Here is a 20,531-nt window from a genome sequence, read left to right as displayed (position 1 = left end):
ATCGGTGAAAGGCTTTTTTTGTGATCTGCAAGGTTTACTGCAGGTTTTCCATCTGTTTTTGAAATTCGATAATCGTATCCATATTGAGCTGGATAAGCATGACGTAGCCGTTCAGACAAATATGGGCGATGATGGGGGTGATGATGCGTTTGGTTTTCTGGTACAAAAATGCCAAGATCAATCCGGTAGTAAAATACAACAGCAAATGCGTAAATTCGAAATGGATCAAAGCAAATACTAAAGAACTGATGGCTGTCGCAAAAAAGAAATTAGTCGTTTGGTTAAGTGATCCAAACAGCACACGCCGGAAAACCAATTCTTCCAGAATCGGACCGAACAAAACAATCGCAACGATCGCAAGCGGCACAGCTTCCGTAATGGTTACAAGAGACGCTGTGTTTTCGGAACCGGGATCAATGCCGAGAAACCTCATTTCAATTAAAGCGGCCAGCGACTGTCCAATCAATAGCAGCAAGAAGCCGAGAAAGCCCCAGACAATGGACATGGGTACAGAAGATTTTGCACCTTTCCAAATGTCAAAAAAGCGCTTGTCCCGAAATATAACGATCAGCGTAATGATAAAGCCAATGCCCATTGTCAGGAAAATCAGCCATCCTGAAGTGGCGTTGCCAGCTGCTTCACGGTCCATGCCCTGGCCTTGAAAGTAACTCATGAAGGGCGCGATAAACAAGATCGGGGAGAGCTGTACGGCAATAAAAATCAATAATACATACAGCGGCGTTTTTTTGCCTTTGGATTTTGGGTGATAGCCGCTGTCTTTTTTGGCTTTTGGTTTAGATGAGCTGTCATTTTCAAAAAAAGTGTCTATAAAGGATTTTCGTTTAGTCGGCATGATGTAATTCCTTTCGCTAATGAATACTCCTTCTATTGTAGAGCTTTCAAAGAACAACCGCAAAGAATTCAAAATCATGATGGTTCCTGCTTGCAAAAGACAGAAGATTTTATTAAACTTGTTATTGGGTTAGCACTCAGAGGTTGAGAGTGCTAAGCGAGAACATTTAGATAATTTGAGGAGGGTGTTTCAATTGTTAAGACCACTAGGAGATCGTGTAATTATTGAGCTCATCGAAGCGGAAGAAAAAACGTCAAGCGGCATCGTCTTGCCGGGATCAGCACAGGAAAAACCGCAGGAGGGCCATGTGATCGCTGTAGGAAATGGACTTATCCGTGAAAACGGGCAGCGCACAGAATTGGACGTGCAAGCTGGCGATCGCGTCATCTTCTCGAAATACGCAGGATCTGAATTAAAATACGAAGGCAAAGAATATTTGATTTTACGTGAAAACGATATATTAGCAGTTTTAGGCTAAAATAAACCAACGACACAGGAGGAAGCTAAACATGGCAAAAGATATTCGATTCAGTGAAGATGCACGCAGTTTAATGCTGAAAGGCGTAGATAAATTAGCAGATGCAGTAAAAGTAACACTTGGGCCAAAAGGGCGCAACGTCGTGCTTGAGAAAAAATTCGGTTCGCCGTTAATCACCAATGATGGTGTGACAATCGCGAAAGAAATCGAACTGGAAAATGCTTTTGAAAACATGGGAGCGAAACTTGTTGCGGAAGTGGCTTCTAAAACAAACGACATCGCTGGTGATGGTACAACAACCGCTACGGTTCTTGCGCAAGCAATGATTCGTGAAGGCTTGAAGAACGTTACAGCTGGCGCGAATCCAGTCGGCATCCGCCGCGGAATCGAATTGGCCGTTGAAAATGCGCTTGAAGAATTGAAAGCTATCTCTAAGCCGATTGAAGGCAAAGAATCGATTGCACAAGTTGCAGCGATTTCATCTGGCGACGAAGAAGTCGGCAAATTGATTGCTGAAGCAATGGAGCGCGTTGGCAACGACGGCGTCATCACTTTAGAAGAATCACGCGGCTTCACAACAGAACTTGACGTTGTAGAAGGTATGCAGTTTGACCGTGGATACCAGTCTCCGTACATGGTGACGGATTCAGATAAAATGGAAGCCGTTCTGGAGAACCCGTTCATCTTGGTTACTGATAAGAAAATCGGCAACATTCAGGAAATCCTGCCAATCCTTGAGCAAGTGGTTCAGCAAAGCAAGCCATTGTTGATCGTCGCTGAAGACGTTGAAGGCGAAGCGTTGGCAACATTGGTTGTCAACAAATTGCGTGGAACGTTCAATGCTGTTGCTGTTAAGGCTCCAGGATTCGGTGACCGCCGCAAAGCAATGCTTGAAGATATCGCTGCACTGACGGGCGCAGAAGTGATTACAGAAGACCTTGGTCTTGAATTGAAAACTACAAACATCGCTCAGCTTGGGCGCGCATCAAAAGTGGTTGTTTCGAAAGAAAACACAACTATCGTGGAAGGCGCTGGCAACCAGGAAAACATCGTTGCACGCGTGACACAGATTCGCACACAGCTTGAAGAAACAACTTCTGAGTTCGACAAAGAGAAATTGCAGGAGCGCTTAGCGAAATTGGCTGGCGGCGTTGCAGTTATCAAAGTAGGGGCAGCTACTGAAACTGAGTTGAAAGAACGCAAACTTCGCATTGAAGATGCATTAAACTCAACGCGTGCAGCTGTAGAAGAAGGAATTGTTGCCGGCGGTGGTACAGCGCTAGTCAACGTCTACAACAAAGTAGCTGAACTTCTTGAAACACAAGAAGGCGACGTAGCAACAGGCGTCAACATCGTGCTTCGTGCACTGGAAGAGCCAGTTCGCCAAATCGCAACAAACGCAGGCCTTGAAGGCTCGATCATCGTTCACCGCCTAAAATCCGAAGAAGTTGGCATTGGCTACAACGCTGCTAACGGCCAGTGGGTTAACATGGTGGAAGAAGGAATCGTTGATCCAACCAAAGTTACGCGTTCAGCATTACAAAACGCGGCATCTGTTGCAGCCATGTTCTTGACGACTGAAGCAGTTGTCGCAGACATCCCAGAACCAGCAGCACCAATGGGCGGAATGCCTGACATGGGCGGCATGGGCGGCATGATGTAAAAAGAACCCCGAAACCTTGTTAAATCAAGGTTTTCGGGGTTTTCTTTTTGGTTTGGGCAACAATCGGGCAACAATCGATTTCAAAAAAATATTCTATTGCAGTTTTGCGGTTAAAGCAGAGAGGTGATTGCTGAATAATTGTGATGCCGTGCTCTTTGTATTTTTGGTCATATGAGAGTAAATGTTCATTGTGGTTGTTATATCTGTATGGCCAACTCTGCGCTGGATTTCACCAATTGGTATATTTGCTTCAATCAATAGTGAAATATTGGTGTGCCTGAAGCTATGAGGTGTGATGTGCTTGGATGTGTCCATTAGTTTCATTAAACGCTGCAAGCGGATGGAAACCTTTTTGACAGTAGGTGGGTAACCTAACCCATCTGCAAAAATGAAGTTTTGGTCTTTGTAGATTTTTCGATTCTTCATTTTAGTTTCTTTTTGCTGCTTTACATGTTCTCTAATCAAACCCACAACGAATGGATCTAATTCGAACTTTCGAATGGATCCTTTTGTTTTTGGCGTAAGTAGTTTGAAATCCTTCATATTGTTTGTTGGATTGTAATAGGTCTTAGTAACATTAATCTCATTCGTCTTATAATCAATATCCGAGTCCTTCAAAGATACTAACTCTCCAATACGTAACCCCGAATATGCCAACGTAGTAAACAAAACTAGGTCACCTGGTAATCCATATTTTTTAGTCAGCAAAAGAAACTCCATCAATTCCTCACGTTCAAGAAAGTTATCCATTTGTTCCACTTCATCGTTAACCTCATCTTTAGCCATTCTTGGCTTTTCGTAATGCTCAGTAGGATTGAACTTAATTAACTTCAACTTTAAAGCATGTTTGAAAATCATTCTTCCAGTGGTGTGTATGCTGTCCAAGTAGTTCTCACTAACCTGCAGGCTAAGATCATCTAAACGCTTCTGATACATCTGCATGGTAATGCTGCTTAGTGGATGATGTTCCCACACTTCTAATAGCTTCTTTCCGGCGATCGATCGCGCTCTTACACTGCTTATTTTTGCGCGTTTCTCATAGTGGGCAACCCATTGAGTGAAGAAGTCACTGAACGTCATGCTGGATTCTTTTACATAAGTACCTTGTTTCAATTCCTCTTCAATTCTTCGAGCTTCATTCTTCGCAGCTGTTTTGGTTCTGAAACCAGATTTTCTTATTTTGGTGTACTTCTTAGTTACTGGATCTTTACCTGCACTGATGATGTATTCCCAGGAGCCGTTTTTTTCTCGGAAATGGGCCATTAGTAAATCACTCCTCTTATTGTGAAGGACTAAATACGATGTTAGCAATTTGAAGTAATTGTTTGCGTTGATGTATAGACAACTTTTTACCGTTGAAATAAATTGGGTGGTCCATTGTTAAGATATTTTCTATTTCTAAAAAACGGCTATATGCTTCTTCAACCGGAATTGAACGAGTGACTTCTGTTTCATTATTTTTCAATATTTCCATTGCAGGAACTTCAAAAGCAAGAGACCATTTTTTAGCTTTCGCCATTTTATCAAAAGGATCAATAAAATTCCCGTCTTCGTCCCAGAAGCCGGCCTTCTTCATCATTTCTGCATAATCAATTTCTAATACTTGAGATATATTTTTGAGTGTTTGGGATGAAGGAATCAACTCGCCATTTTCAACTTCAATCAGTTTACTTAAAGGAAAGTTTATTTCTTTCGCTAATTGTTCTTTCGTCATATTGTTTTTTTCTCTGCTATTTCTAATCAGTTGTCCTAAGTTTAAATCAGGATCCATGTAACCGGCAGCTCGTATCAAGGCGAAGTAATCATAATTCAAAGCGTTGGCAATCTTTTTTATTATTTCTGTAGAAGGTGCGGACCTAGTTCCATTTTCAACTTGCGATAGATAAGAATGAGAAACTCCGGCTTTTTCGCTTAATAAACGAATAGACATTTTGAGCTGTCTTCTAACTTCTCTCTGCAGCTTCCCATACTCTGTTATTTTTTTCATTTAAAACCCTCATTTCTTTTGTTTTTTCCATCTTAACATTTTTTAATCACAATTGTAATGAGTCATCACAAAATAATGCTTGCAAAGTTTCGTCCTATGATTTAGACTTATAATTAATCACAGAATAACACGTAGTGTATTTTATAGTGATTAATAAATTTTGAGGAGGACAGAGATGATTACTTTAGAAATTGACCAAAAAGAATTAAAGGACCTCTATCTACAAAAAGTTGAAGAACGTCTAAAAGAGCTAGAGGAAACGGTTTTCTTTATGAATTCAAAGCAGTTGACGGCCTATCTAAATATGAGCTGGGCTTCAGTGGAAAAACATATGTTGCATGATGAAGAGTTTGGTGCTATTCGACTAGGTAGTAAATGGCTCTTCCATAAGAAAACAGTTGATGAATACATGAATAAATTTTATAAAACTGTACGTGATAACGGTGGAAACATTCAAAAACTTGCTCGAGAGTAAGGAGGCGACTTCATGAAACAAGTTACAGAATATTTTTTCGGAACTGAATCAATCAGCTTCGAGGATGGTGCATATTTTTACGGTACTTTCATCGCTACTGGAGCCATTGCGCTCTTCACATTAATTTCATTAGGAGGTTAGTACATGGATTTCGGGATGATGGATAGAAATGAAAGAGCAATACATTTTCTTGATAATTGGTACGAGCTAACACGAAAAGAATTAAATCAGTTGCTACCCGAAATTTGGACTTTGGCAGAATGGCCGGGACATCTATCTTCTTATGAAGAATGGCTACAAATTTTCATAGAAGCCGGATTTTGTAGTGACGATGGCTCCATACCGCCTACAGAAATAATCACTGTTTATAGAGCCGCAACGCCAGATTATGTTTATGGAATCGGATGGACGAGCAGCTTAGAAACAGCTAAATGGTTTAATGATCGCAACCATCTTTTTGGCTGGACGGATAGCAGAATTTATAAAACCGTCGTTCATCCTGGCAATGTTTTAGCAGTTTTCAACAATCGTAAGGAACATGAAATCATGGTTGATTTTGAATCAATTGAAAATGTTGAAAAAATAAAAATGGATGGGGAGTTATAAAAATGAAAACTAACAAATTCGAGGTATCACCAGTGGTAGTAGAAGCAGTCCGAGAGGTTAACAGTGTGACTGGCAACATTAGTGTCCGCACAGATTTACTGGATGATATTTCAACGAAGCTTTATCACCTTATGGACGATATGGAAAAGGCTGTCTATAACGGTCATGAAAAGCTTTACTACAAAGAACATCAGCAAGAGGTTAGGATTTTGGCTTCATTCATGAATTATGTAATGAAAGATGTCAGAAAAGACACAGAAGATATTACTTCATTGGGAGAAAGCCTGCATGAAGAAATTATAAAAAAGGACGTGGAGTAATGGCTATGGAAAGATATTCTTTCACTTACAGTGTTGATTTAGAGGGACCAGAAACACAGGTAACTGGCAGTTTTACCGCAATGGATGAATTGGAGAAGAAAGTTGTTCAGTCTACACCGATAGAAGCTAAAGACCGTGAATCCCTTATTGAAAAGGCGCAAGTTTTAAAGACGATATTCTTAGCGTCAAAAATCGAAGAAGAAAGCAGAATGCGCTTATGACTCCGATTTATACCAATATTCGTTTGGAAACAAAAAAAGACCTCTCACCGGGCAGTGAGAAGTCAGCTAACTAATAAAACATCTTATCAAATATTATAACCCAAATCACGAAATTATAAAAGAAAAACATAATCTATAAAGACAGGAGGCGATCGCAATTTGCCGAATGAAGCCGCAATTATTGAAAAGCCAATTGAACTAAAGCATGACCTTCTAATTGATATATCTAACTTCGCTTCTGCGACTGACACTGAAGTTAAAGGGAACGAAAAAATCATGTACAGCGAATTTGTTAACAATCTTAGAACACCAAAAACCTCATACAAGAAAGGAAGTGCAGGAGGTTTTGTCGGTGGATTCGTTCAAGGTGAGCGTAAAAACGCCAATGTTCTTACCAGATCCATTATCTGCCTGGATATTGATGATATAGATGGCATAAACGTTTTTGAGAATGTACAAAATTACTCAAAAATAGCTGCATTCATGTATTCAACACACAACAGCACTCCAGAAGCGCCTAGGTATAGATTGATTGTTCCATTGTCGCGTCCTGTGTTGCCTGAAGAGTATGGGGGAGCATCTCAATTTGTAGCTGATATGTTGAAAGTGAAGGTAGACAACGTAAGTAAGACATTATCGCAAATCATGTATTACCCGACTTGTTCGAAGCCAGAATACTATGAAACACAGCTGCAGGATCTTCCTTTCTTTAATCCAGATAGCGTTCCTGAACATTACGGCAAGTCTATCGGAGAGATTGCTAAGTTTGCCAGTGATGACTTTAAGAAGCGTGATCCCAGAGAAAAGCAAAACTGGATAGGAGCCTTTTGTAATATCTACACAATTACAGACGTATTGGAAACCTTCTTATCAGGGGTTTACGAAGCTTTCAATGACAGAGACCGTTTTACCTATCTGGACGGGTCAACAAAAGGTGGAGCAATTGTCTACGATGAGAACACACACTTTCACTCGAATCATGGTACCGATCCAGTTAGTGGCCAAAACGTTAACGCGTTTGATCTTGTACGTATCCATAAATTTGGAAACCTTGATCAAGGACAGGAAGAAATGAGAGAAAAGCCGAGTTACAAAGCCATGATTGAATTTTGTCAGAGTGACGAAAAAGTAAAGGCCTTCTATGATGAAAACTTTAATTTTGAGTTATACATCGAGGGTGATAAGCGAGAAATTAAAAAGGGTCAATGGTGGAAATTGAATGAAAACGGCACACATTCTCTACTCCATGACAGATTCGCTAATTACGTTCTTCAAGAGAACAGTATAGTCCGATTCCCGGATAGACATGGTGACTTATATATTTACAACGCATCTAAGGGCATATATGAGATTGATAAAACGTGCAGACACTTGCGTTCAATCATACGTGGCTTGGAAGTTTTGAAAAACTCCAATATCAAGGAAATCCAGGACTATATCATCGACATGTCACCAGTGGAAAAAGAAGAGTCAACGGAATATGTCGCAGTGAATAATGGTTTATTGAATTTGAAAACTATGGACTTTCAAGATTTTACACCTGAAGTTTTTGTCACCAAGAAGATTCCAACCAATTACAATCCAGAAGCACATGACGACTTTGTAGAAAGTACATTGCTGAAAGTCACAAAAAGACATGCTGCTTCGATTAAAAACATTCATGAAATGTTCGGTGCCGTGCTTTATCCGACTTTATTAGTTCCTAAAATGTTCTACCTTTATGGGCGATCAGCAAGTAACGGTAAAAGTACGGTGCTGTACATGATCCAAAAAACGTTCAACTCAGGTAGTTCAATATCGGCCGTTAGTCCACACAGATTAGCAACAAATGACTTTGCTGGGAGTAGCATCTACGGAAAACTAGCTAATATTGTCGATGATCAGCCAGATAAACCAATTGAAGATTCTGGGAGCTTGAAGACGATTATCACAGGCGGGTACCTCGAAATCGAGGCAAAGAATAAGGATAGTCGGACTGTTCAAATGAACACTATTTGCATCACAGCCAGTAATCATTTTCCGGCTTTCAAGGAGTACGGCAATCAAATCAATAAGAGGCTCTATATTTTACCGTTTGATTTTGATTTCACAAAAGATCCAGAAGCAATTTCTGAGCCTGAAAGTATGAAGAAGCTGGAATCAGACAGCGCGAGAGAATATGTACTTCGACTAGCTGTAGAGGCTATTAAAGAAATGACTCAACGGTCAGGTTCAGTGCTAACACCGAATGAAAAAGTCGCGGAAGTTGCAAAAGAGTTCTCTGATTTAAATGATCCGTTAATTGATTTCTTTGATGAATTTGATAGGGAGTATTTCATTGACAATCTAGGGACGCGAACTTTTGAAGACTATCTTGAATGGTGCGACAAAAACAATATTCGCCATACTTTTGGCATGAAGCGGTTCAAAGAAGCAGTCGGAGCTAAGTACAATCTAATTTGGAAAGATAAAATGCTGAAAATCAACGGTAATTGGAAAACGGTTAAAGGTTTCAAAGAGAGATAACAGCAATAACGGCAATACTCGGCAATAAGACAGCAATAAGAGCGAGCCTATGCTACGCAAGATGTCTCACCACTTTTATTGCTATATTGCCGTATTGCTGAAGAATCTCTTCTTTCCATTAGATAGGTGTTCTACTGATGGAGTTCTTGTTACTACACACCTATATATTTTTTAGACTAAATTCCAGCAATAAGCAATAAAAGTCCTCTGAGTTCAAGCGAGGCAAGGGTTTAACGATATTGCTGTTTTATTGCTTTATTGCTGAAAAATAGCAATAAATGATCTGTTCAAAAAAAGGAGGAAACCAAATGCTATCAGCACTAGAAAAACCAAATACAATCGATCACCCATCTGAATACGACAAACTGTCTGCCCATCAGAAAAAGATATTGCAGGCGTGGATCCAAAGGAACATTGTTCCCTACAAAATAAAGTCGTTCGGTGGTCCGTCTTCTTATCGAATCAAGCACTACTTCGAATACAGCCACAGAGGTTTTTATATCAGTAACGGTTGTTTAAAGGGAGCTTTCGCGGAAGCCGGTTTTGTTCCAGAAAATCCTCACTGCAAAAACTGGAACTATCAACTGTCCAGGAAGTTGCAGCATGTGGATTTTGCAAAGTTACCTGGCTGGTGACTAAAGAAAGGGAGATGAGGATGGATGCCGAAACGTTCAATATCGACGCCTGGCAGGTTAAGCACTTAGCGCAAGCCTTAACGCGTGCCAAACGTTTGGAAGCGCTGAGAACTAGTTTTCACAAGGAACTGTATGAATGTATCTCGTACTCAACAACGAACTTTGATCCGCTAAATCCGAAGGGTATCAAGACTGCTACAGATTCCCAAGCTATCGCGATCATCGAGGCTAAGGAACGCTATGACCGTTTGATTATGAATGAGCATGAGCGCCATGTCCGTTGGCAGACGATGCTCGACTGGCTGACGGATCACGACAAGGCCATCATGGTTCGTTACTTCCAGAAAAAGAAGTATGTGCGACCTGAACTCGTTAGCTCGTTGCTCCATCGCATTCATAAGAAGATCGAGGCTGAAGAACGGCATCTTGAAAAGGTTCGGACGGAGCTGGCTAAGGAAGAGCATGAAGAGTTCGTGAAGGTTAAAGCTGAAAAGCGTTTGCCTAAACGTATGCTTTCTCTTTATGAAGATGGTAAGTGGCAGCTGGTAGATCCGGATGAACATGCGGAGAAACAGTGGCGAAAAAGGTTTGAAGAGAAAGGAGAAGCTTTACGGAAATACTTTCGAGAAACATTTCAACATCCTGATGCATTGTAGGGTGTCCATAATTTAACAGGCTAAAAGAAAGGGGGAATTGATTTTTGGGAAAACACCAGTACCCTATGCGTTTTAACAAAACCTTTCAAAGTAAAGATATGAAGGAATCTTTCAAAATAGGCTTCAGAAATGCAGTAGTAACCAAGAAAGATCTTCTCAACGATATGAAAGAAAGAGAAAAACAAAGAACCTTGAAACGTCAATCTGAGACGGAATCACAAAGACAAACTACTTAATACAAAGGAGATTATTTATGAAATCATTCAAAGAAATCATGCAAGGCGAAAAGATTACAGTTCCAAACTTCGATGAACCGAAGGGGGAAGAGTTTGAAAAAGCAATGTGGGAAATCAATTCGAAAGTTGCAAGACAGACGCAAAAAAAGAACGGATCTCTCAAACAGATCAACGCAATCAAAGACGCATTAAAAAAAGCGAATGCCGGAATGCTAATGGCAGAAGATGAGTTTGAAGAAATGGCATTTAAGAAAAGAAAACAGGAGCTTCAAAACGAACTGGATAACGTTGATGATTATTCGGATCTGGATATCCATGCATACACAAGAAAACTAATCAGCAACCCGACTATCCAAAAACTAGAAGCAGAAGCCAAAGCCGAATACGAAATGATTTATGCTGCTGCTACAGCGTATGAGAAAGAAATGGTCAAGGCAATAAAAGAAATTCATCGATTTACCGCCTTGGAAAATTCCTCGTCACTTTATAAAGGCGGTTCAAAAATCATGAATTCACATCGAATCCTTTCACAAAAAAATAAACCACACAAAGGGAGAGAATAACCAATGACATTCATACAAACTGAAAAAATCCAAGCACCTACACTTTACAAAACAAATACAACGGCGGTTACTGCGTTTAATTCCGCAATGGAGACAATCAAGGCGGAGCAAACACAATTGATGGCACAAGAAAAACAAGCGCTGCAGAGAAAAGCCGAAATCCCTAACGAGATCCATAAACTGAAGCAGACGTTGTCGGAAACATATGGAATGGAAGAACGCAATTCCATCCGGACCAGCATTGAAACACTTGAAACTGAACATGAACAAGTATTGGATTCGCTTAGCGTAGATGTTCGTGAAACCATCGGGGATAGAATGGCAGAGCTTGGAGTAGAGGAATTGAAAAACCAGGCAGCCGCAGAACATGCACAGGCAGAAAAAGAAATCACTGTGTATCTAAGTAAGTTAACGGAAGCTTTTCATGAGAGCCGGATGTTGGGCAGGAACTTACTGGACACTAACAGTTTCAAGAAAAACAAAACGAAATTTGAAAGTACGGAAAAATATTTAAGCGGAAAGTAATCCCCCCCCAGAAAAATATTTTTTAAAAAACTTCTCAGGGGATGGAAGGGGGGGACCTTTTCCGCCTCCACTGATCTCAGAGAAAAAGGGGTGTGAGAATTGGCTAGATCAAAGCAAGTCATTAAAAGAGAAGCAATAAAAAATATGAAGGAACTGGGGACGTATAAACCTCAATTCAATACGATGATTAATAATTTCGCCGGAATGCAGCACCAGTACGAGGTTTTTGAAGAAACGTTTATCGAGTCGGACTACCAAATTACAGAGGCCTATACGAATAAAGCGGGCGCAACCAACGATAGAAAGGTTCCAATCTATACGGCAATGGAAGGTTTACGGAAAGATATTGCGACATATTCCGACAGATTAGGACTAAATCCGAAGGCATTAGAGAGCATTAAGGTTGAAAAAGCCGGAGAATCTAATCTCGAATCGTTTCTAAAGAGTCTTTCTTGAGCATCTGTAATGAACCAAGAGGAGGTGAAGTATATGGCAAAAACAACCGCGAGAAAATCAGAAATGTTGCTAAGATCCGGGACCAATGAACACGTTGAATACCGTAAACGGCAAGCAGAAGAAATTAAAAGAACGCCCGAGTATCAGGCTTCTCTTAAAAAACGTAAGGCTAAACTATTAGAACGCAAGAAAAAAATGTTGGAAAGTCTGAATCCCAAAAGATAAAAGAGGGTGAAATCATGTTCGCTTCAAATCGAAATATTAATAAAGCTTTTAGTATAGAAATCGACGGAAAAAAAGTGAAACTGCGAATCAATAAGGCCGCGATAATGTTATATAAAAGCCGGTATAAGCTAGACCCTTTCAAAGTCATGGCAGATCATTTGAAGTTGGACAAAGTGAATTTGAAAAACAGCGACCAAATGGCGCAAATTGTCTGGGCGTTTGCTAAGACGGCTGATAATAAAATCCCGGAATATGAAGAATGGTTAGAAGGGTTCGAAGTCTTTCCGTTAACAGAAATCTTTACGGAGATCGCTCAAAAAATAAGAGAATAGAGGCGGTGCTGTTTGAAAGATACTTTGCTTAAAAAAGAACCATCTTATCTCAAACGGGTCCGCTGCATTAAATGCAGTAGGCTACTCGGGAAATTAATCGGTACTGCTGAAATCAAATGCCACAAATGTGGCCAACTGAATATTTTCAAAAATAAATAATAAAGGAATTCATTTTCCAGACACTATAGAGACTCCAGAAGTCCAGCCGCTTTACTGTGGCCGGGCTTCTTTTTCTTTTTTTTGGAAGCCAGTGAGTAAAGCGAGCAACCATAAAAGAGGTGGAGAACAATGGTAAAGATACAAGGTATCACAATTGAACTTGGAGCTGATGCTTCAGGCATTGAATCAGCATTAACGGATGTCAATAAGGCATCTGGAAAAACCAGTAAGGAACTCAAACAAATTAACAACGCATTGAAGTTCGATCCAAGTAACGTCAATCTTCTGCAGCAACGTTTAGATGTCTTGCAGGACGCAGTAAATAATACTACAAGCAAACTAGATGCTCTGCGCCAAGCACAGGCAGAAGTAAACCGACAATTCGAAGCCGGGGAAATCGATGATTCTACTTTCCGCGCATTCAATCGTGAGGTTGAGTCTGCAGAAATTTTGCTTCGAAACTTGCAGAATCAGGCACAACAAACAGACCTGCAAATACGGGGCGATGTCGATACTGGGGATATTGAAGATGCAGAACGAGACATTGAAAACCTAGGTGACACGGCACAGGAAACAGGCAGAAAGATTGGCGATGGCATTTCTAAGGGCGCAGCTGTGGGTGTTGCCGCTATAGGTGGTCTTGTCACCGGTATGCAAGAAACAAACATGCAGCTAGCAATGTTAGAAACACAGGCAGCCAATGCCGGTAGTGGACTTCGTACCTTCAGTACAAACACGAAACAAATGAGCGAAGAAGAACTGGCAATCTATGAAGAAAAACTTGATAAAGAAGAAGCTAAGTTGGATGAAAGTCTCAGCAATAAAGCAGATGCCTTGTCTGCAGCTTATGACGATCAGAAGGACGCGCTGAGCAAGACACTGGACGATGAATATGAAGCCGTTTCTAAGTCTTATGACCAACAGTCCCGTGCGCTTGAAAAGTCCCTGAGCGATGAAATGGAAGCCTTGCAGAAAGCATCGGATCAGAAGCTCGCGTTAATCGATAAAGAGTATCTCGAAAAAATGAAACTCATCGATGAAGAGCGCTATAACCAAATCAAAGCAATTGATGATGAAATTAACGGGCTGAGAGGGTTAACGGAAGCTGAGGAAAGAGCTGCTAAGAAACGTGAAGACGCAGAGCGACGCGGTGAATTAAACGGTGAGATTAGTAATGCTAAATCTGCTGAAGAGCGACAAAAGGCTATTGAAAATTTACAGGAGTTTGAAGCAAGACTTCGTGCTGAACAAATTAAAGAAGAACGCAACAATCAGATTGAAGCGTTAGGGCAACAAAAAGAAAACATTAATGAAGCGTTCGATCAAAGAAAAGAAGCCATTCAAGCTGAGTTTGATTTGCGTAAAGAACAGGTTAGTGAAGAGCTAAAAATTAACACAGAAAACTTACAAGAAAGACAAGCAATCGAATTGGAATCATTCAACGCCATCAATCAGTCCAAACTTGAAAGCTTAAAGGAACAGCAAGAAGGAAGTAAAAAGTTACTGGATGAACGATTGGCTGCAGAACTTGCGGCAACCGAAAAGGCTCATCAAGACGAGTTAGATTCCTTCGTGAAGATGAATGCAGAAAAAGTAGAAGTGGCAAAAACGGCTCCTATTGAGCAGTCTACAAGGTTGGTTGTGGATACCGACGTTCAAGGATTGTCTTTAGAAGACATCAATAAGGCTCGAGAGAATTTAGCAGCCGTTGGACAAGATAACGGGCAGATCACCGAGGCGATGGGTAACTTATTCCAGGCAGGTTATACCACGGAAGAAGAAATAAACAAAGTGACAGAGGGTATCGCTGGTGCGATTGCAAAGTATAGCGAGACATTTTCGTCAGAAGGCTTAGCTGAATCTTTTACAACTACTGTACAAACAGGGGAAGTAACCGGACAACTAACCGACCTGATGGAAAAGAGTGGCGTCAGTGTGGAAGAGTTTAACACGAAGCTACAAGGTCTCTCGTCCACACAGGAGCGTGCAAATGCCATTTCCCAACTGCTAGCCGACCAAGGGTTAAATGCCATGTATGAGCAGTATGTGAGGGAGAATGAAGCCGTTGTTGCAAATGCACTGGCGACGCAAGATTTGGAAGATGCGATGGCCAAATTAGCCATTGCCTTAACACCAGTAGTGATAGCAGTTACAGCAGCAATTACAGCATTCGCAAACTTTGCGGCTGAAAATGAAACCTTGACCGTTATTGCAGCATTTGTCACGACTGCCATTGCGGCGATCAGTGGGGCATTCCTTCTGTTGGCACCAGTGATTTCAGGCATTATTAGTTTGTGGCCAATCCTGGCAGGAGCCTTTGCAGCAATTTCTGCACCAATAGCCATAGCGATCGGTGCCGCGGCCGCCCTGATTGCGGCATTTGTTTTAGTCGTAAAGAATTGGGATTGGATAAAGGAAAAGGCATCAGCTTTCGGTGAATTTTTGGGTAATGTTTTTGTCTCAATGGGTGACGCCATAACGGGTGTATTTACTGGATTAGGAGACAATATAACGTCGATTTGGTCCGGCATTACAGATGGCATCCGAAATTCCATAAATCTAATTATAGAGTTGATCAATGGATTTATTAATGGCATGAACACGCTACAGATTCCAGACTGGGTTCCGGCCATCGGTGGGGCTGGCGTTAATATTCCAGACATTCCAATGTTGGCAAAAGGAACGGATTATTTCCAGGGTGGTATGGCCATTGTGGGAGAACAAGGTCCTGAACTTGTGGAAATGCCGAGGGGTTCGAAGGTCAGACCGAATGACGAAACGATGGGCATGCTGGGCGGAACGACGATTACCGGCAATAACTTTGTTATTCGTGAAGAAGCCGATGTTAAACGTGTTGCACGTCAACTGTATGATTTACAGCAGGTGGATAGAAGAGGACGTTAAACTCAATAAGACAAGCAGCCATTAATTTGGCTGTTTTTTTATTGCTGCTATTACTCGAAAAAGAGTAACAGCTTGAAGGTATCTATTTTACAAGCGTACCAAAAAGTACATGCTCAAAAGAAGAGGAAAATGACTTTCTTCCATTTTTGAAAAGCAAAACAGAGAATAAGCCTTTCGTCGCGCGACGAAAACCGAATCCCTCACAACTCAATTCTATTTTTGTTGAAAAAAGTGTTTTGGTAGAATTAAGCGAAATTGATATCAAAGTGGAGGTATAGGCCATGACCAATAAACTTTACATTCTACGGAGAGAAAACAGGTTAACGCAAAAGGATATGGCTAAAATTTTACGAATCAGTAAGTCTTCTTATCAAAACAAAGAAATCGGAAGAACAGCTTTCGCGCTACCAGAAGCAATTTTAATCGCTAATTACTTCGGTGTCAGCTTAGATGAATTGTTTGGAAATGTAGGGAATCATATAGAGAATGAAGACATTGCATCCCGAATAGTTGGTTCTTTAATTCGAGCAGAATTAAGCGCGAAAGAGGCAATTGAATTATTAGAAGAAGCGAAAAGTACATATCTGGAAGGAAGTTATCATATCAATTCGGAGAAAAGCTGAAGACATCATATTCCAGTCTGTGGATTTGATAGAAAAAATTTACGAAATAGCTGAATCCAATAAAGGTAAAAGAAACGATTTAACCTCGGGTCCTGAAATTCCTAAGGTTGGGAATTGGGTTCAAATGGTTCTACGTGCAACAACTTTCTTCTCAATTTCTCTACAAATAACACAAGCCTTTTACAACTGTATATTTTTTAACGTTTGTAAAAAATAAGGAATTCTAGACAAAATAAAAGAAGCGCCACCATTTGGTGACGCTTCTAATCTGCTAAACTAAGGGTGAAGGAAGGCCTTCACCTGTACAAACCGAGCGAATCGATTTTTTCCTTAAGAACCATGTTACACTTCTTTCGTTAAGTGGTCAACCATTTTGTTAAAGTAATTATAAACTGAAACCAATCCATTATGGTTTTTGTATTCATTTTTTAACCTTTTACATCTCTGTAATAATTCTTGAACACTCTCATATCGGATTTTCTTCATTTGAGGACTAAGAACAAAGGTATCATAAACATAGAATAATGCTGTTAAATCATGTACCTTTCTATTAGTGAGTTTTTTACGTCGTAAATCGGGTTTTATTGATTTAATGGGAATTACAAAAGACGAAACGGGCTTTGTTACTGGATCTGTTAATTGTCCTACTGCTACAATATCCATAATAATTGGATTATTATGAGCCGCTGAATTTCTGATGTTTTTAACATACTTAAGAACTTCATAGAGCTCTAAATATTTTTTTCTTTTTCTGGTTAAATAATAAAACTCGACGAATTTAACAAAAGCACCAAAAGGAATGATTTCAAAAAAAACCCAAACTGGAGGATTCTCATGATGTTTCTTATAGAGTCCGTTATTGTAGTGAGAGTCCTTTGACATTCCTTTCATATAATACTTCAACGTAGTGTTATCGTAAGTACAAAAATCCTTTACTATTTTGTAACCATCTTCTCGGGAATCATTTGTTATATCCGTAAGTAATTTGGTTTTTATTGAATGCTCAATATCTAAGCACATTTGTAATACCACATATCTTAGTCTCATATCAATTGCTGCTAAATCAGCCAAATATGCAAAATCAAGATTGGTATACTCGCCATTTTTTTTCTGAATGAAGTTCTTTCTATAAGCAGAAATTTTATAGTAATAGTTAGATTTAATTAAAATTTGTTTAGCGTCAGCTTTTGAAATTTTATTAAAACTTATATTCTTTTTTTCCAAGTGATCAATCATTTCATCGAAAGAGAACTTCTTTTTCGTTTTTTTAGACTGTGGATCCGTCATGCTCACCATCCTTTCTAAAATTTTCTATTTAATTCTTATTATAACATCATAAAATATTTTATTGTGCTCTAAAAATAGCAGTTTTTTTAACTTAAGTAATTTACTTGTTAGGCAACAATCCGGCAACAATGAAATGATTTCCTGTAGATTTCTATACAAAGGAAAAATGAAAACCTTCTATATAATAGAGTTTTCAGTACCCCATAGAAAGCTATATCTGTCACTCTTCAATGGGCGGCATGATGTAACAAATTCTCCAAGTCCTCGATTTTTCAAGGACTAAAGAATGCTTCACCAAATCATAATCAAGCCAAATCCCAAAACCTCTCACCAATTCATTGAATTGGTGAGAGGTTTTTTCTTAGAAAACCGCTTTCTCCTCCTCTTACAAATAAAAGGAAAAAAGCGATATATGTTCAAATCATGTCGACTGCATTGAAACTTTTTCCGTATGTGACGACTGTCACTAGCGCTCTATTCGGCTGTCCTGTAAGTTAGCTGTAGAACGCATACTTTGATAGTAAATTTGCATTTAGAGGAGAAGTTTTGAATGAAAAAAATCGCTTGGATCACAGATACAGCTGCGCAACTAGATGAGGCTTTCATCCAAAAACACAATGTCCACATCCTGCCCCTTAGTGTTGTTTTTTCTGATGGGTCATTTCGGGAATCAATCGATCTTACACAAGAAGAGTTTTACGATAAATTGCGCTTAGCCAAAGTTTCACCGAAAACCTCGCAGCCTGCAATTGGTGAGATGGTTTCGTTATACGAAGAGCTTCAATCAGCCGGATATGATTTTGCGATTGCGCTGCACTTGTCAAGCGGCCTTTCGGGAACGTTTGAAAGCGCACAGGCAGCTGCAAAAATGTCCGACTTCAAGGTCTACCCGATCGATTCCAAGATTGGTTCTTTCCCAATGGTGAAAATGATTGAAACGGGTGATGAGCTGTTGGCAAACGGCAAAGGCATCGATGAGGTAGTTGCAGCCATTACTGAAATGACCGCAACGTCGAGGTTGTCGTTTATTCCTTCAAGTTTAAAGCAATTGCATAAAAGTGGGCGAGTTTCGGGAACCCAGGCATTTGTCAGCAATCTATTGAATATTAAAGTGGTTATTAGTTTCGAGGATGGCAAACCGGTGATGAAAGAAAAAGTCCGGTTAAACAAACGTGCAAAAGAAAAGGTAGCGCTATCACTTCGCGCAGATATGGAATGGGGCACTGTACCGGAAGTGGCTGTCATTCACTGCAATAACGCTCCAGACGCAGAACTATGGAAGAACGAACTAGTGCAGGAATTTCCTGATTTAAAAGTACAAGTGGTTTCACTGAGTGTGTGCGTAGCTGTACACGCAGGGGAAGGGACGACTGGGCTTAGTTGGGTTACGTATTGAGGTATCTATAAAGTTAATTCGTGTATGCAGTGAGGAAGAATCCATAATGGGTTCTTCTTTTTTGAATGGCTCAACATATAGCAGGTGGGCTTTGGTATTCGGACAGTCTTACAGTCTTCCAAGGTCACCAATGAGCAGCAAAGTTGTTGAACGTATTTCCCTCTTATATGTTAAGCTTTAAGAAATACAGTAAAATATGGGACTTTTAAAAAAACTAAAAAGTAGATATGAATTTGTTGTGTTTTATCTGACATCGAATCGATGTACAAAAGAAAATATGACAATAAGCGGGGTGTTTGCTTTATGGGAACAACGTTTCAAGAATTGCAGATGTATAAAAATTTTGATGAGTTAAGTAGAGATGTACTGGATCTGGCAAAAGAAATAATGCCTGACCAATTGCTTTATTTAACATCCTTTAGCGACACGCAGCAGATGATTCTGAAGCTCTCGAATGATGATACAAATATTCTCATTACCGAAGGATTGGTTGTAAATCTGAACGAAACGATTTGCAATCGGATTGATTTTGAGAACAAACAACCATTGATTTATGAAGATACGAGGAAAGAGAGCAGTTTGGACAATTTAAGAGGGGCTCTTGAAGAGGCCAATATCAGATCTTATTTGGGTATTCCCATCTCTCTAATGAATGGGGAAAGGTTCGGGACTCTGTGTGCGGTAAATGATGAAGAGAGCCGTTTCGACAAGAAGAGTGTGGAATTGCTGCAAAGAATCGTCAGGATGTTTTCGTATTATTTGTATTTGGAACGTTTTGCCTACAGAGATTCACTGACGGAACTATACAACAGACACTACCTGACGAATTTTTTTAAAGATGATTCTAAACCAGCTGGAGTGCTATTTTTCCTTGATTTGGATGGATTTAAAAAGGTAAATGATATATATGGGCACGATACAGGGGATCTTGTGTTGCAAAAAGTTGCTTCAAGGCTTCAAAAGTTTGCGGCTGAACATCAGAATGCCTTTGTGGTTCGATTAGGAGGCGATGAATTCATCGTTCATCTTTCTGATGTTTCCAGCGAAGAAGAAATGAGCAAGCAAGCCAAGCACGTACTTCACAACTTAAGCATGTGGGATGGAGAATACGACCTCTCTGCCAGTATGGGGATTGTCACGTATCCGGTTAATTACACAGGTGATATAAAAATGCTTCTTAAACACGCCGATCAGGCGCTGTATCATGCAAAAACTTCAGGGAAGAACAGATATAATTTTTATTGATACCTTGTTGAAATTAAGCAAGTTTATAAATTCGGTAAAAACTCTTAGCGCTTACATTTGAGGTTAGGAGTTTTTATATGGATTTTTATTTCCGGTTCTTCGCAGTTCGTTTTTGTTTCAAATTAATAAGGATCTCTCCCACCAGCACTAGTCGCATTGTTAAACATCTCTCATAATTTAT

The 20,531-nt window shown here is 39.9% G+C and carries 25 protein-coding genes; 21 read left to right on the top strand and 4 right to left on the bottom strand.

What is annotated here, in order from left to right:
- Window positions 1-34: 34 nt before the first annotated feature.
- Window positions 35-931 carry a CPBP family intramembrane glutamic endopeptidase gene (locus AC4EHK_RS13705; RefSeq protein ID WP_490979345.1) on the bottom strand — a complete coding sequence of 299 codons (897 nt, stop codon included), beginning with the start codon at window positions 929-931 and terminating at the stop codon, window positions 35-37.
- A 115-nt stretch (window positions 932-1,046) separates the two neighbouring features.
- On the opposite strand from AC4EHK_RS13705, the gene groES reads away from it, so the two are divergent.
- Together groES and groL are read left to right on the top strand one after the other, a co-directional pair.
- Window positions 1,047-1,331, top strand: a complete 285-nt coding sequence (gene groES, locus AC4EHK_RS13700; RefSeq protein WP_006831533.1) for a co-chaperone GroES — start codon at window positions 1,047-1,049, stop codon at window positions 1,329-1,331.
- 31 nt (window positions 1,332-1,362) lie between these two features.
- Window positions 1,363-2,994, top strand: a complete 1,632-nt coding sequence (groL, locus tag AC4EHK_RS13695; RefSeq protein ID WP_490979344.1) for a chaperonin GroEL — start codon at window positions 1,363-1,365, stop codon at window positions 2,992-2,994.
- A 93-nt stretch (window positions 2,995-3,087) separates the two neighbouring features.
- Here groL and AC4EHK_RS13690 read toward each other — a convergent pair whose 3' ends face one another.
- On the bottom strand, window positions 3,088-4,257 hold the full coding sequence (locus AC4EHK_RS13690) for a site-specific integrase (RefSeq protein WP_490979343.1): 1,170 nt from the start codon (window positions 4,255-4,257) through the stop codon (window positions 3,088-3,090).
- A gap of 16 nt (window positions 4,258-4,273) precedes the next feature.
- On the bottom strand, window positions 4,274-4,981 hold the full coding sequence (locus AC4EHK_RS13685; RefSeq protein ID WP_490979342.1) for a helix-turn-helix domain-containing protein: 708 nt from the start codon (window positions 4,979-4,981) through the stop codon (window positions 4,274-4,276).
- Window positions 4,982-5,156: 175 nt separating this feature from the next.
- Between AC4EHK_RS13685 and AC4EHK_RS13680 the strand changes: the two genes are divergently transcribed.
- From AC4EHK_RS13680 to AC4EHK_RS13600, 17 genes are all read left to right on the top strand, one after another.
- Window positions 5,157-5,456 (top strand): MerR family transcriptional regulator, encoded by a 300-nt coding sequence (locus AC4EHK_RS13680; RefSeq protein ID WP_490979341.1) that lies wholly within the window; start codon window positions 5,157-5,159, stop codon window positions 5,454-5,456.
- Window positions 5,457-5,468: 12 nt separating this feature from the next.
- Window positions 5,469-5,597 carry a hypothetical protein gene (locus AC4EHK_RS13675; RefSeq protein ID WP_490979340.1) on the top strand — a complete coding sequence of 43 codons (129 nt, stop codon included), beginning with the start codon at window positions 5,469-5,471 and terminating at the stop codon, window positions 5,595-5,597.
- Window positions 5,598-5,600: 3 nt separating this feature from the next.
- The gene (locus AC4EHK_RS13670; protein WP_490979339.1) at window positions 5,601-6,062 is read left to right on the top strand and encodes a hypothetical protein; all 462 of its coding nucleotides are present in this window, start codon (window positions 5,601-5,603) and stop codon (window positions 6,060-6,062) included.
- Between the two features lie 2 nt (window positions 6,063-6,064).
- On the top strand, window positions 6,065-6,382 hold the full coding sequence (locus AC4EHK_RS13665; protein WP_490979338.1) for a hypothetical protein: 318 nt from the start codon (window positions 6,065-6,067) through the stop codon (window positions 6,380-6,382).
- 5 nt (window positions 6,383-6,387) lie between these two features.
- Window positions 6,388-6,603: a hypothetical protein gene (locus tag AC4EHK_RS13660; protein ID WP_490979337.1), complete on the top strand. Its 216-nt coding sequence runs from the start codon at window positions 6,388-6,390 to the stop codon at window positions 6,601-6,603.
- A gap of 159 nt (window positions 6,604-6,762) precedes the next feature.
- Window positions 6,763-9,108 carry a DNA primase family protein gene (locus tag AC4EHK_RS13655; protein ID WP_490979336.1) on the top strand — a complete coding sequence of 782 codons (2,346 nt, stop codon included), beginning with the start codon at window positions 6,763-6,765 and terminating at the stop codon, window positions 9,106-9,108.
- Between the two features lie 308 nt (window positions 9,109-9,416).
- Window positions 9,417-9,743 carry a hypothetical protein gene (locus tag AC4EHK_RS13650; RefSeq protein WP_490979335.1) on the top strand — a complete coding sequence of 109 codons (327 nt, stop codon included), beginning with the start codon at window positions 9,417-9,419 and terminating at the stop codon, window positions 9,741-9,743.
- Between the two features lie 20 nt (window positions 9,744-9,763).
- The gene (locus AC4EHK_RS13645) at window positions 9,764-10,399 is read left to right on the top strand and encodes a hypothetical protein (protein WP_490979334.1); all 636 of its coding nucleotides are present in this window, start codon (window positions 9,764-9,766) and stop codon (window positions 10,397-10,399) included.
- Between the two features lie 44 nt (window positions 10,400-10,443).
- Entirely contained in the window at window positions 10,444-10,635 is a 192-nt protein-coding gene (locus tag AC4EHK_RS13640; protein WP_490979333.1) for a hypothetical protein, read from the top strand.
- Window positions 10,636-10,652: 17 nt separating this feature from the next.
- Entirely contained in the window at window positions 10,653-11,198 is a 546-nt protein-coding gene (locus AC4EHK_RS13635) for a hypothetical protein (protein WP_490979332.1), read from the top strand.
- A gap of 3 nt (window positions 11,199-11,201) precedes the next feature.
- A complete protein-coding gene (locus AC4EHK_RS13630; protein WP_490979331.1) occupies window positions 11,202-11,723 on the top strand; it encodes a hypothetical protein in 522 nt (173 codons plus the stop codon).
- 99 nt (window positions 11,724-11,822) lie between these two features.
- Window positions 11,823-12,179 (top strand): P27 family phage terminase small subunit, encoded by a 357-nt coding sequence (locus AC4EHK_RS13625; protein ID WP_490979330.1) that lies wholly within the window; start codon window positions 11,823-11,825, stop codon window positions 12,177-12,179.
- A gap of 33 nt (window positions 12,180-12,212) precedes the next feature.
- Window positions 12,213-12,404 carry a hypothetical protein gene (locus AC4EHK_RS13620; RefSeq protein ID WP_490979329.1) on the top strand — a complete coding sequence of 64 codons (192 nt, stop codon included), beginning with the start codon at window positions 12,213-12,215 and terminating at the stop codon, window positions 12,402-12,404.
- A gap of 14 nt (window positions 12,405-12,418) precedes the next feature.
- The gene (locus AC4EHK_RS13615; protein ID WP_490979328.1) at window positions 12,419-12,736 is read left to right on the top strand and encodes a hypothetical protein; all 318 of its coding nucleotides are present in this window, start codon (window positions 12,419-12,421) and stop codon (window positions 12,734-12,736) included.
- A gap of 12 nt (window positions 12,737-12,748) precedes the next feature.
- Window positions 12,749-12,895, top strand: a complete 147-nt coding sequence (locus AC4EHK_RS13610; protein WP_490979327.1) for a Com family DNA-binding transcriptional regulator — start codon at window positions 12,749-12,751, stop codon at window positions 12,893-12,895.
- A gap of 129 nt (window positions 12,896-13,024) precedes the next feature.
- On the top strand, window positions 13,025-15,799 hold the full coding sequence (locus AC4EHK_RS13605) for a phage tail protein (RefSeq protein ID WP_490979326.1): 2,775 nt from the start codon (window positions 13,025-13,027) through the stop codon (window positions 15,797-15,799).
- A 281-nt stretch (window positions 15,800-16,080) separates the two neighbouring features.
- Window positions 16,081-16,422: a helix-turn-helix transcriptional regulator gene (locus AC4EHK_RS13600; RefSeq protein ID WP_490979325.1), complete on the top strand. Its 342-nt coding sequence runs from the start codon at window positions 16,081-16,083 to the stop codon at window positions 16,420-16,422.
- A gap of 342 nt (window positions 16,423-16,764) precedes the next feature.
- Here AC4EHK_RS13600 and AC4EHK_RS13595 read toward each other — a convergent pair whose 3' ends face one another.
- Window positions 16,765-17,709 carry an Abi family protein gene (locus tag AC4EHK_RS13595; protein WP_490979324.1) on the bottom strand — a complete coding sequence of 315 codons (945 nt, stop codon included), beginning with the start codon at window positions 17,707-17,709 and terminating at the stop codon, window positions 16,765-16,767.
- 550 nt (window positions 17,710-18,259) lie between these two features.
- Here AC4EHK_RS13595 and AC4EHK_RS13590 point away from each other — a divergent pair.
- A complete protein-coding gene (locus AC4EHK_RS13590; RefSeq protein WP_490979323.1) occupies window positions 18,260-19,105 on the top strand; it encodes a DegV family protein in 846 nt (281 codons plus the stop codon).
- A gap of 303 nt (window positions 19,106-19,408) precedes the next feature.
- Window positions 19,409-20,350, top strand: a complete 942-nt coding sequence (locus tag AC4EHK_RS13585) for a GAF domain-containing protein (protein WP_490979322.1) — start codon at window positions 19,409-19,411, stop codon at window positions 20,348-20,350.
- The last annotated feature ends 181 nt before the right edge of the window (window positions 20,351-20,531 follow it).

This window comes from Planococcus sp. TJ-307 (assembly GCF_058268435.1).
The sequence above is the reverse complement of the archived record's forward strand: the minus strand, read 5'-3'. Positions and strand labels throughout refer to the sequence as shown.

Coding starts and splice junctions, on each gene's coding strand:
- AC4EHK_RS13600 (WP_490979325.1), top strand. CDS start 16,081: ATGACCAATAAACTTTACATTCTACGGAGAGAAAACAGGTTAACGCAA.
- AC4EHK_RS13660 (WP_490979337.1), top strand. CDS start 6,388: ATGGAAAGATATTCTTTCACTTACAGTGTTGATTTAGAGGGACCAGAA.
- AC4EHK_RS13620 (WP_490979329.1), top strand. CDS start 12,213: ATGGCAAAAACAACCGCGAGAAAATCAGAAATGTTGCTAAGATCCGGG.
- AC4EHK_RS13680 (WP_490979341.1), top strand. CDS start 5,157: ATGATTACTTTAGAAATTGACCAAAAAGAATTAAAGGACCTCTATCTA.
- AC4EHK_RS13595 (WP_490979324.1), bottom strand. CDS start 17,709: ATGACGGATCCACAGTCTAAAAAAACGAAAAAGAAGTTCTCTTTCGAT.
- AC4EHK_RS13630 (WP_490979331.1), top strand. CDS start 11,202: ATGACATTCATACAAACTGAAAAAATCCAAGCACCTACACTTTACAAA.
- AC4EHK_RS13590 (WP_490979323.1), top strand. CDS start 18,260: ATGAAAAAAATCGCTTGGATCACAGATACAGCTGCGCAACTAGATGAG.
- AC4EHK_RS13685 (WP_490979342.1), bottom strand. CDS start 4,981: ATGAAAAAAATAACAGAGTATGGGAAGCTGCAGAGAGAAGTTAGAAGA.
- AC4EHK_RS13605 (WP_490979326.1), top strand. CDS start 13,025: ATGGTAAAGATACAAGGTATCACAATTGAACTTGGAGCTGATGCTTCA.
- AC4EHK_RS13665 (WP_490979338.1), top strand. CDS start 6,065: ATGAAAACTAACAAATTCGAGGTATCACCAGTGGTAGTAGAAGCAGTC.
- AC4EHK_RS13615 (WP_490979328.1), top strand. CDS start 12,419: ATGTTCGCTTCAAATCGAAATATTAATAAAGCTTTTAGTATAGAAATC.
- AC4EHK_RS13705 (WP_490979345.1), bottom strand. CDS start 931: ATGATTTTGAATTCTTTGCGGTTGTTCTTTGAAAGCTCTACAATAGAA.
- AC4EHK_RS13670 (WP_490979339.1), top strand. CDS start 5,601: ATGGATTTCGGGATGATGGATAGAAATGAAAGAGCAATACATTTTCTT.
- AC4EHK_RS13650 (WP_490979335.1), top strand. CDS start 9,417: ATGCTATCAGCACTAGAAAAACCAAATACAATCGATCACCCATCTGAA.
- AC4EHK_RS13690 (WP_490979343.1), bottom strand. CDS start 4,257: ATGGCCCATTTCCGAGAAAAAAACGGCTCCTGGGAATACATCATCAGT.
- AC4EHK_RS13585 (WP_490979322.1), top strand. CDS start 19,409: ATGGGAACAACGTTTCAAGAATTGCAGATGTATAAAAATTTTGATGAG.
- groL (WP_490979344.1), top strand. CDS start 1,363: ATGGCAAAAGATATTCGATTCAGTGAAGATGCACGCAGTTTAATGCTG.
- AC4EHK_RS13635 (WP_490979332.1), top strand. CDS start 10,653: ATGAAATCATTCAAAGAAATCATGCAAGGCGAAAAGATTACAGTTCCA.
- AC4EHK_RS13675 (WP_490979340.1), top strand. CDS start 5,469: ATGAAACAAGTTACAGAATATTTTTTCGGAACTGAATCAATCAGCTTC.
- AC4EHK_RS13645 (WP_490979334.1), top strand. CDS start 9,764: ATGGATGCCGAAACGTTCAATATCGACGCCTGGCAGGTTAAGCACTTA.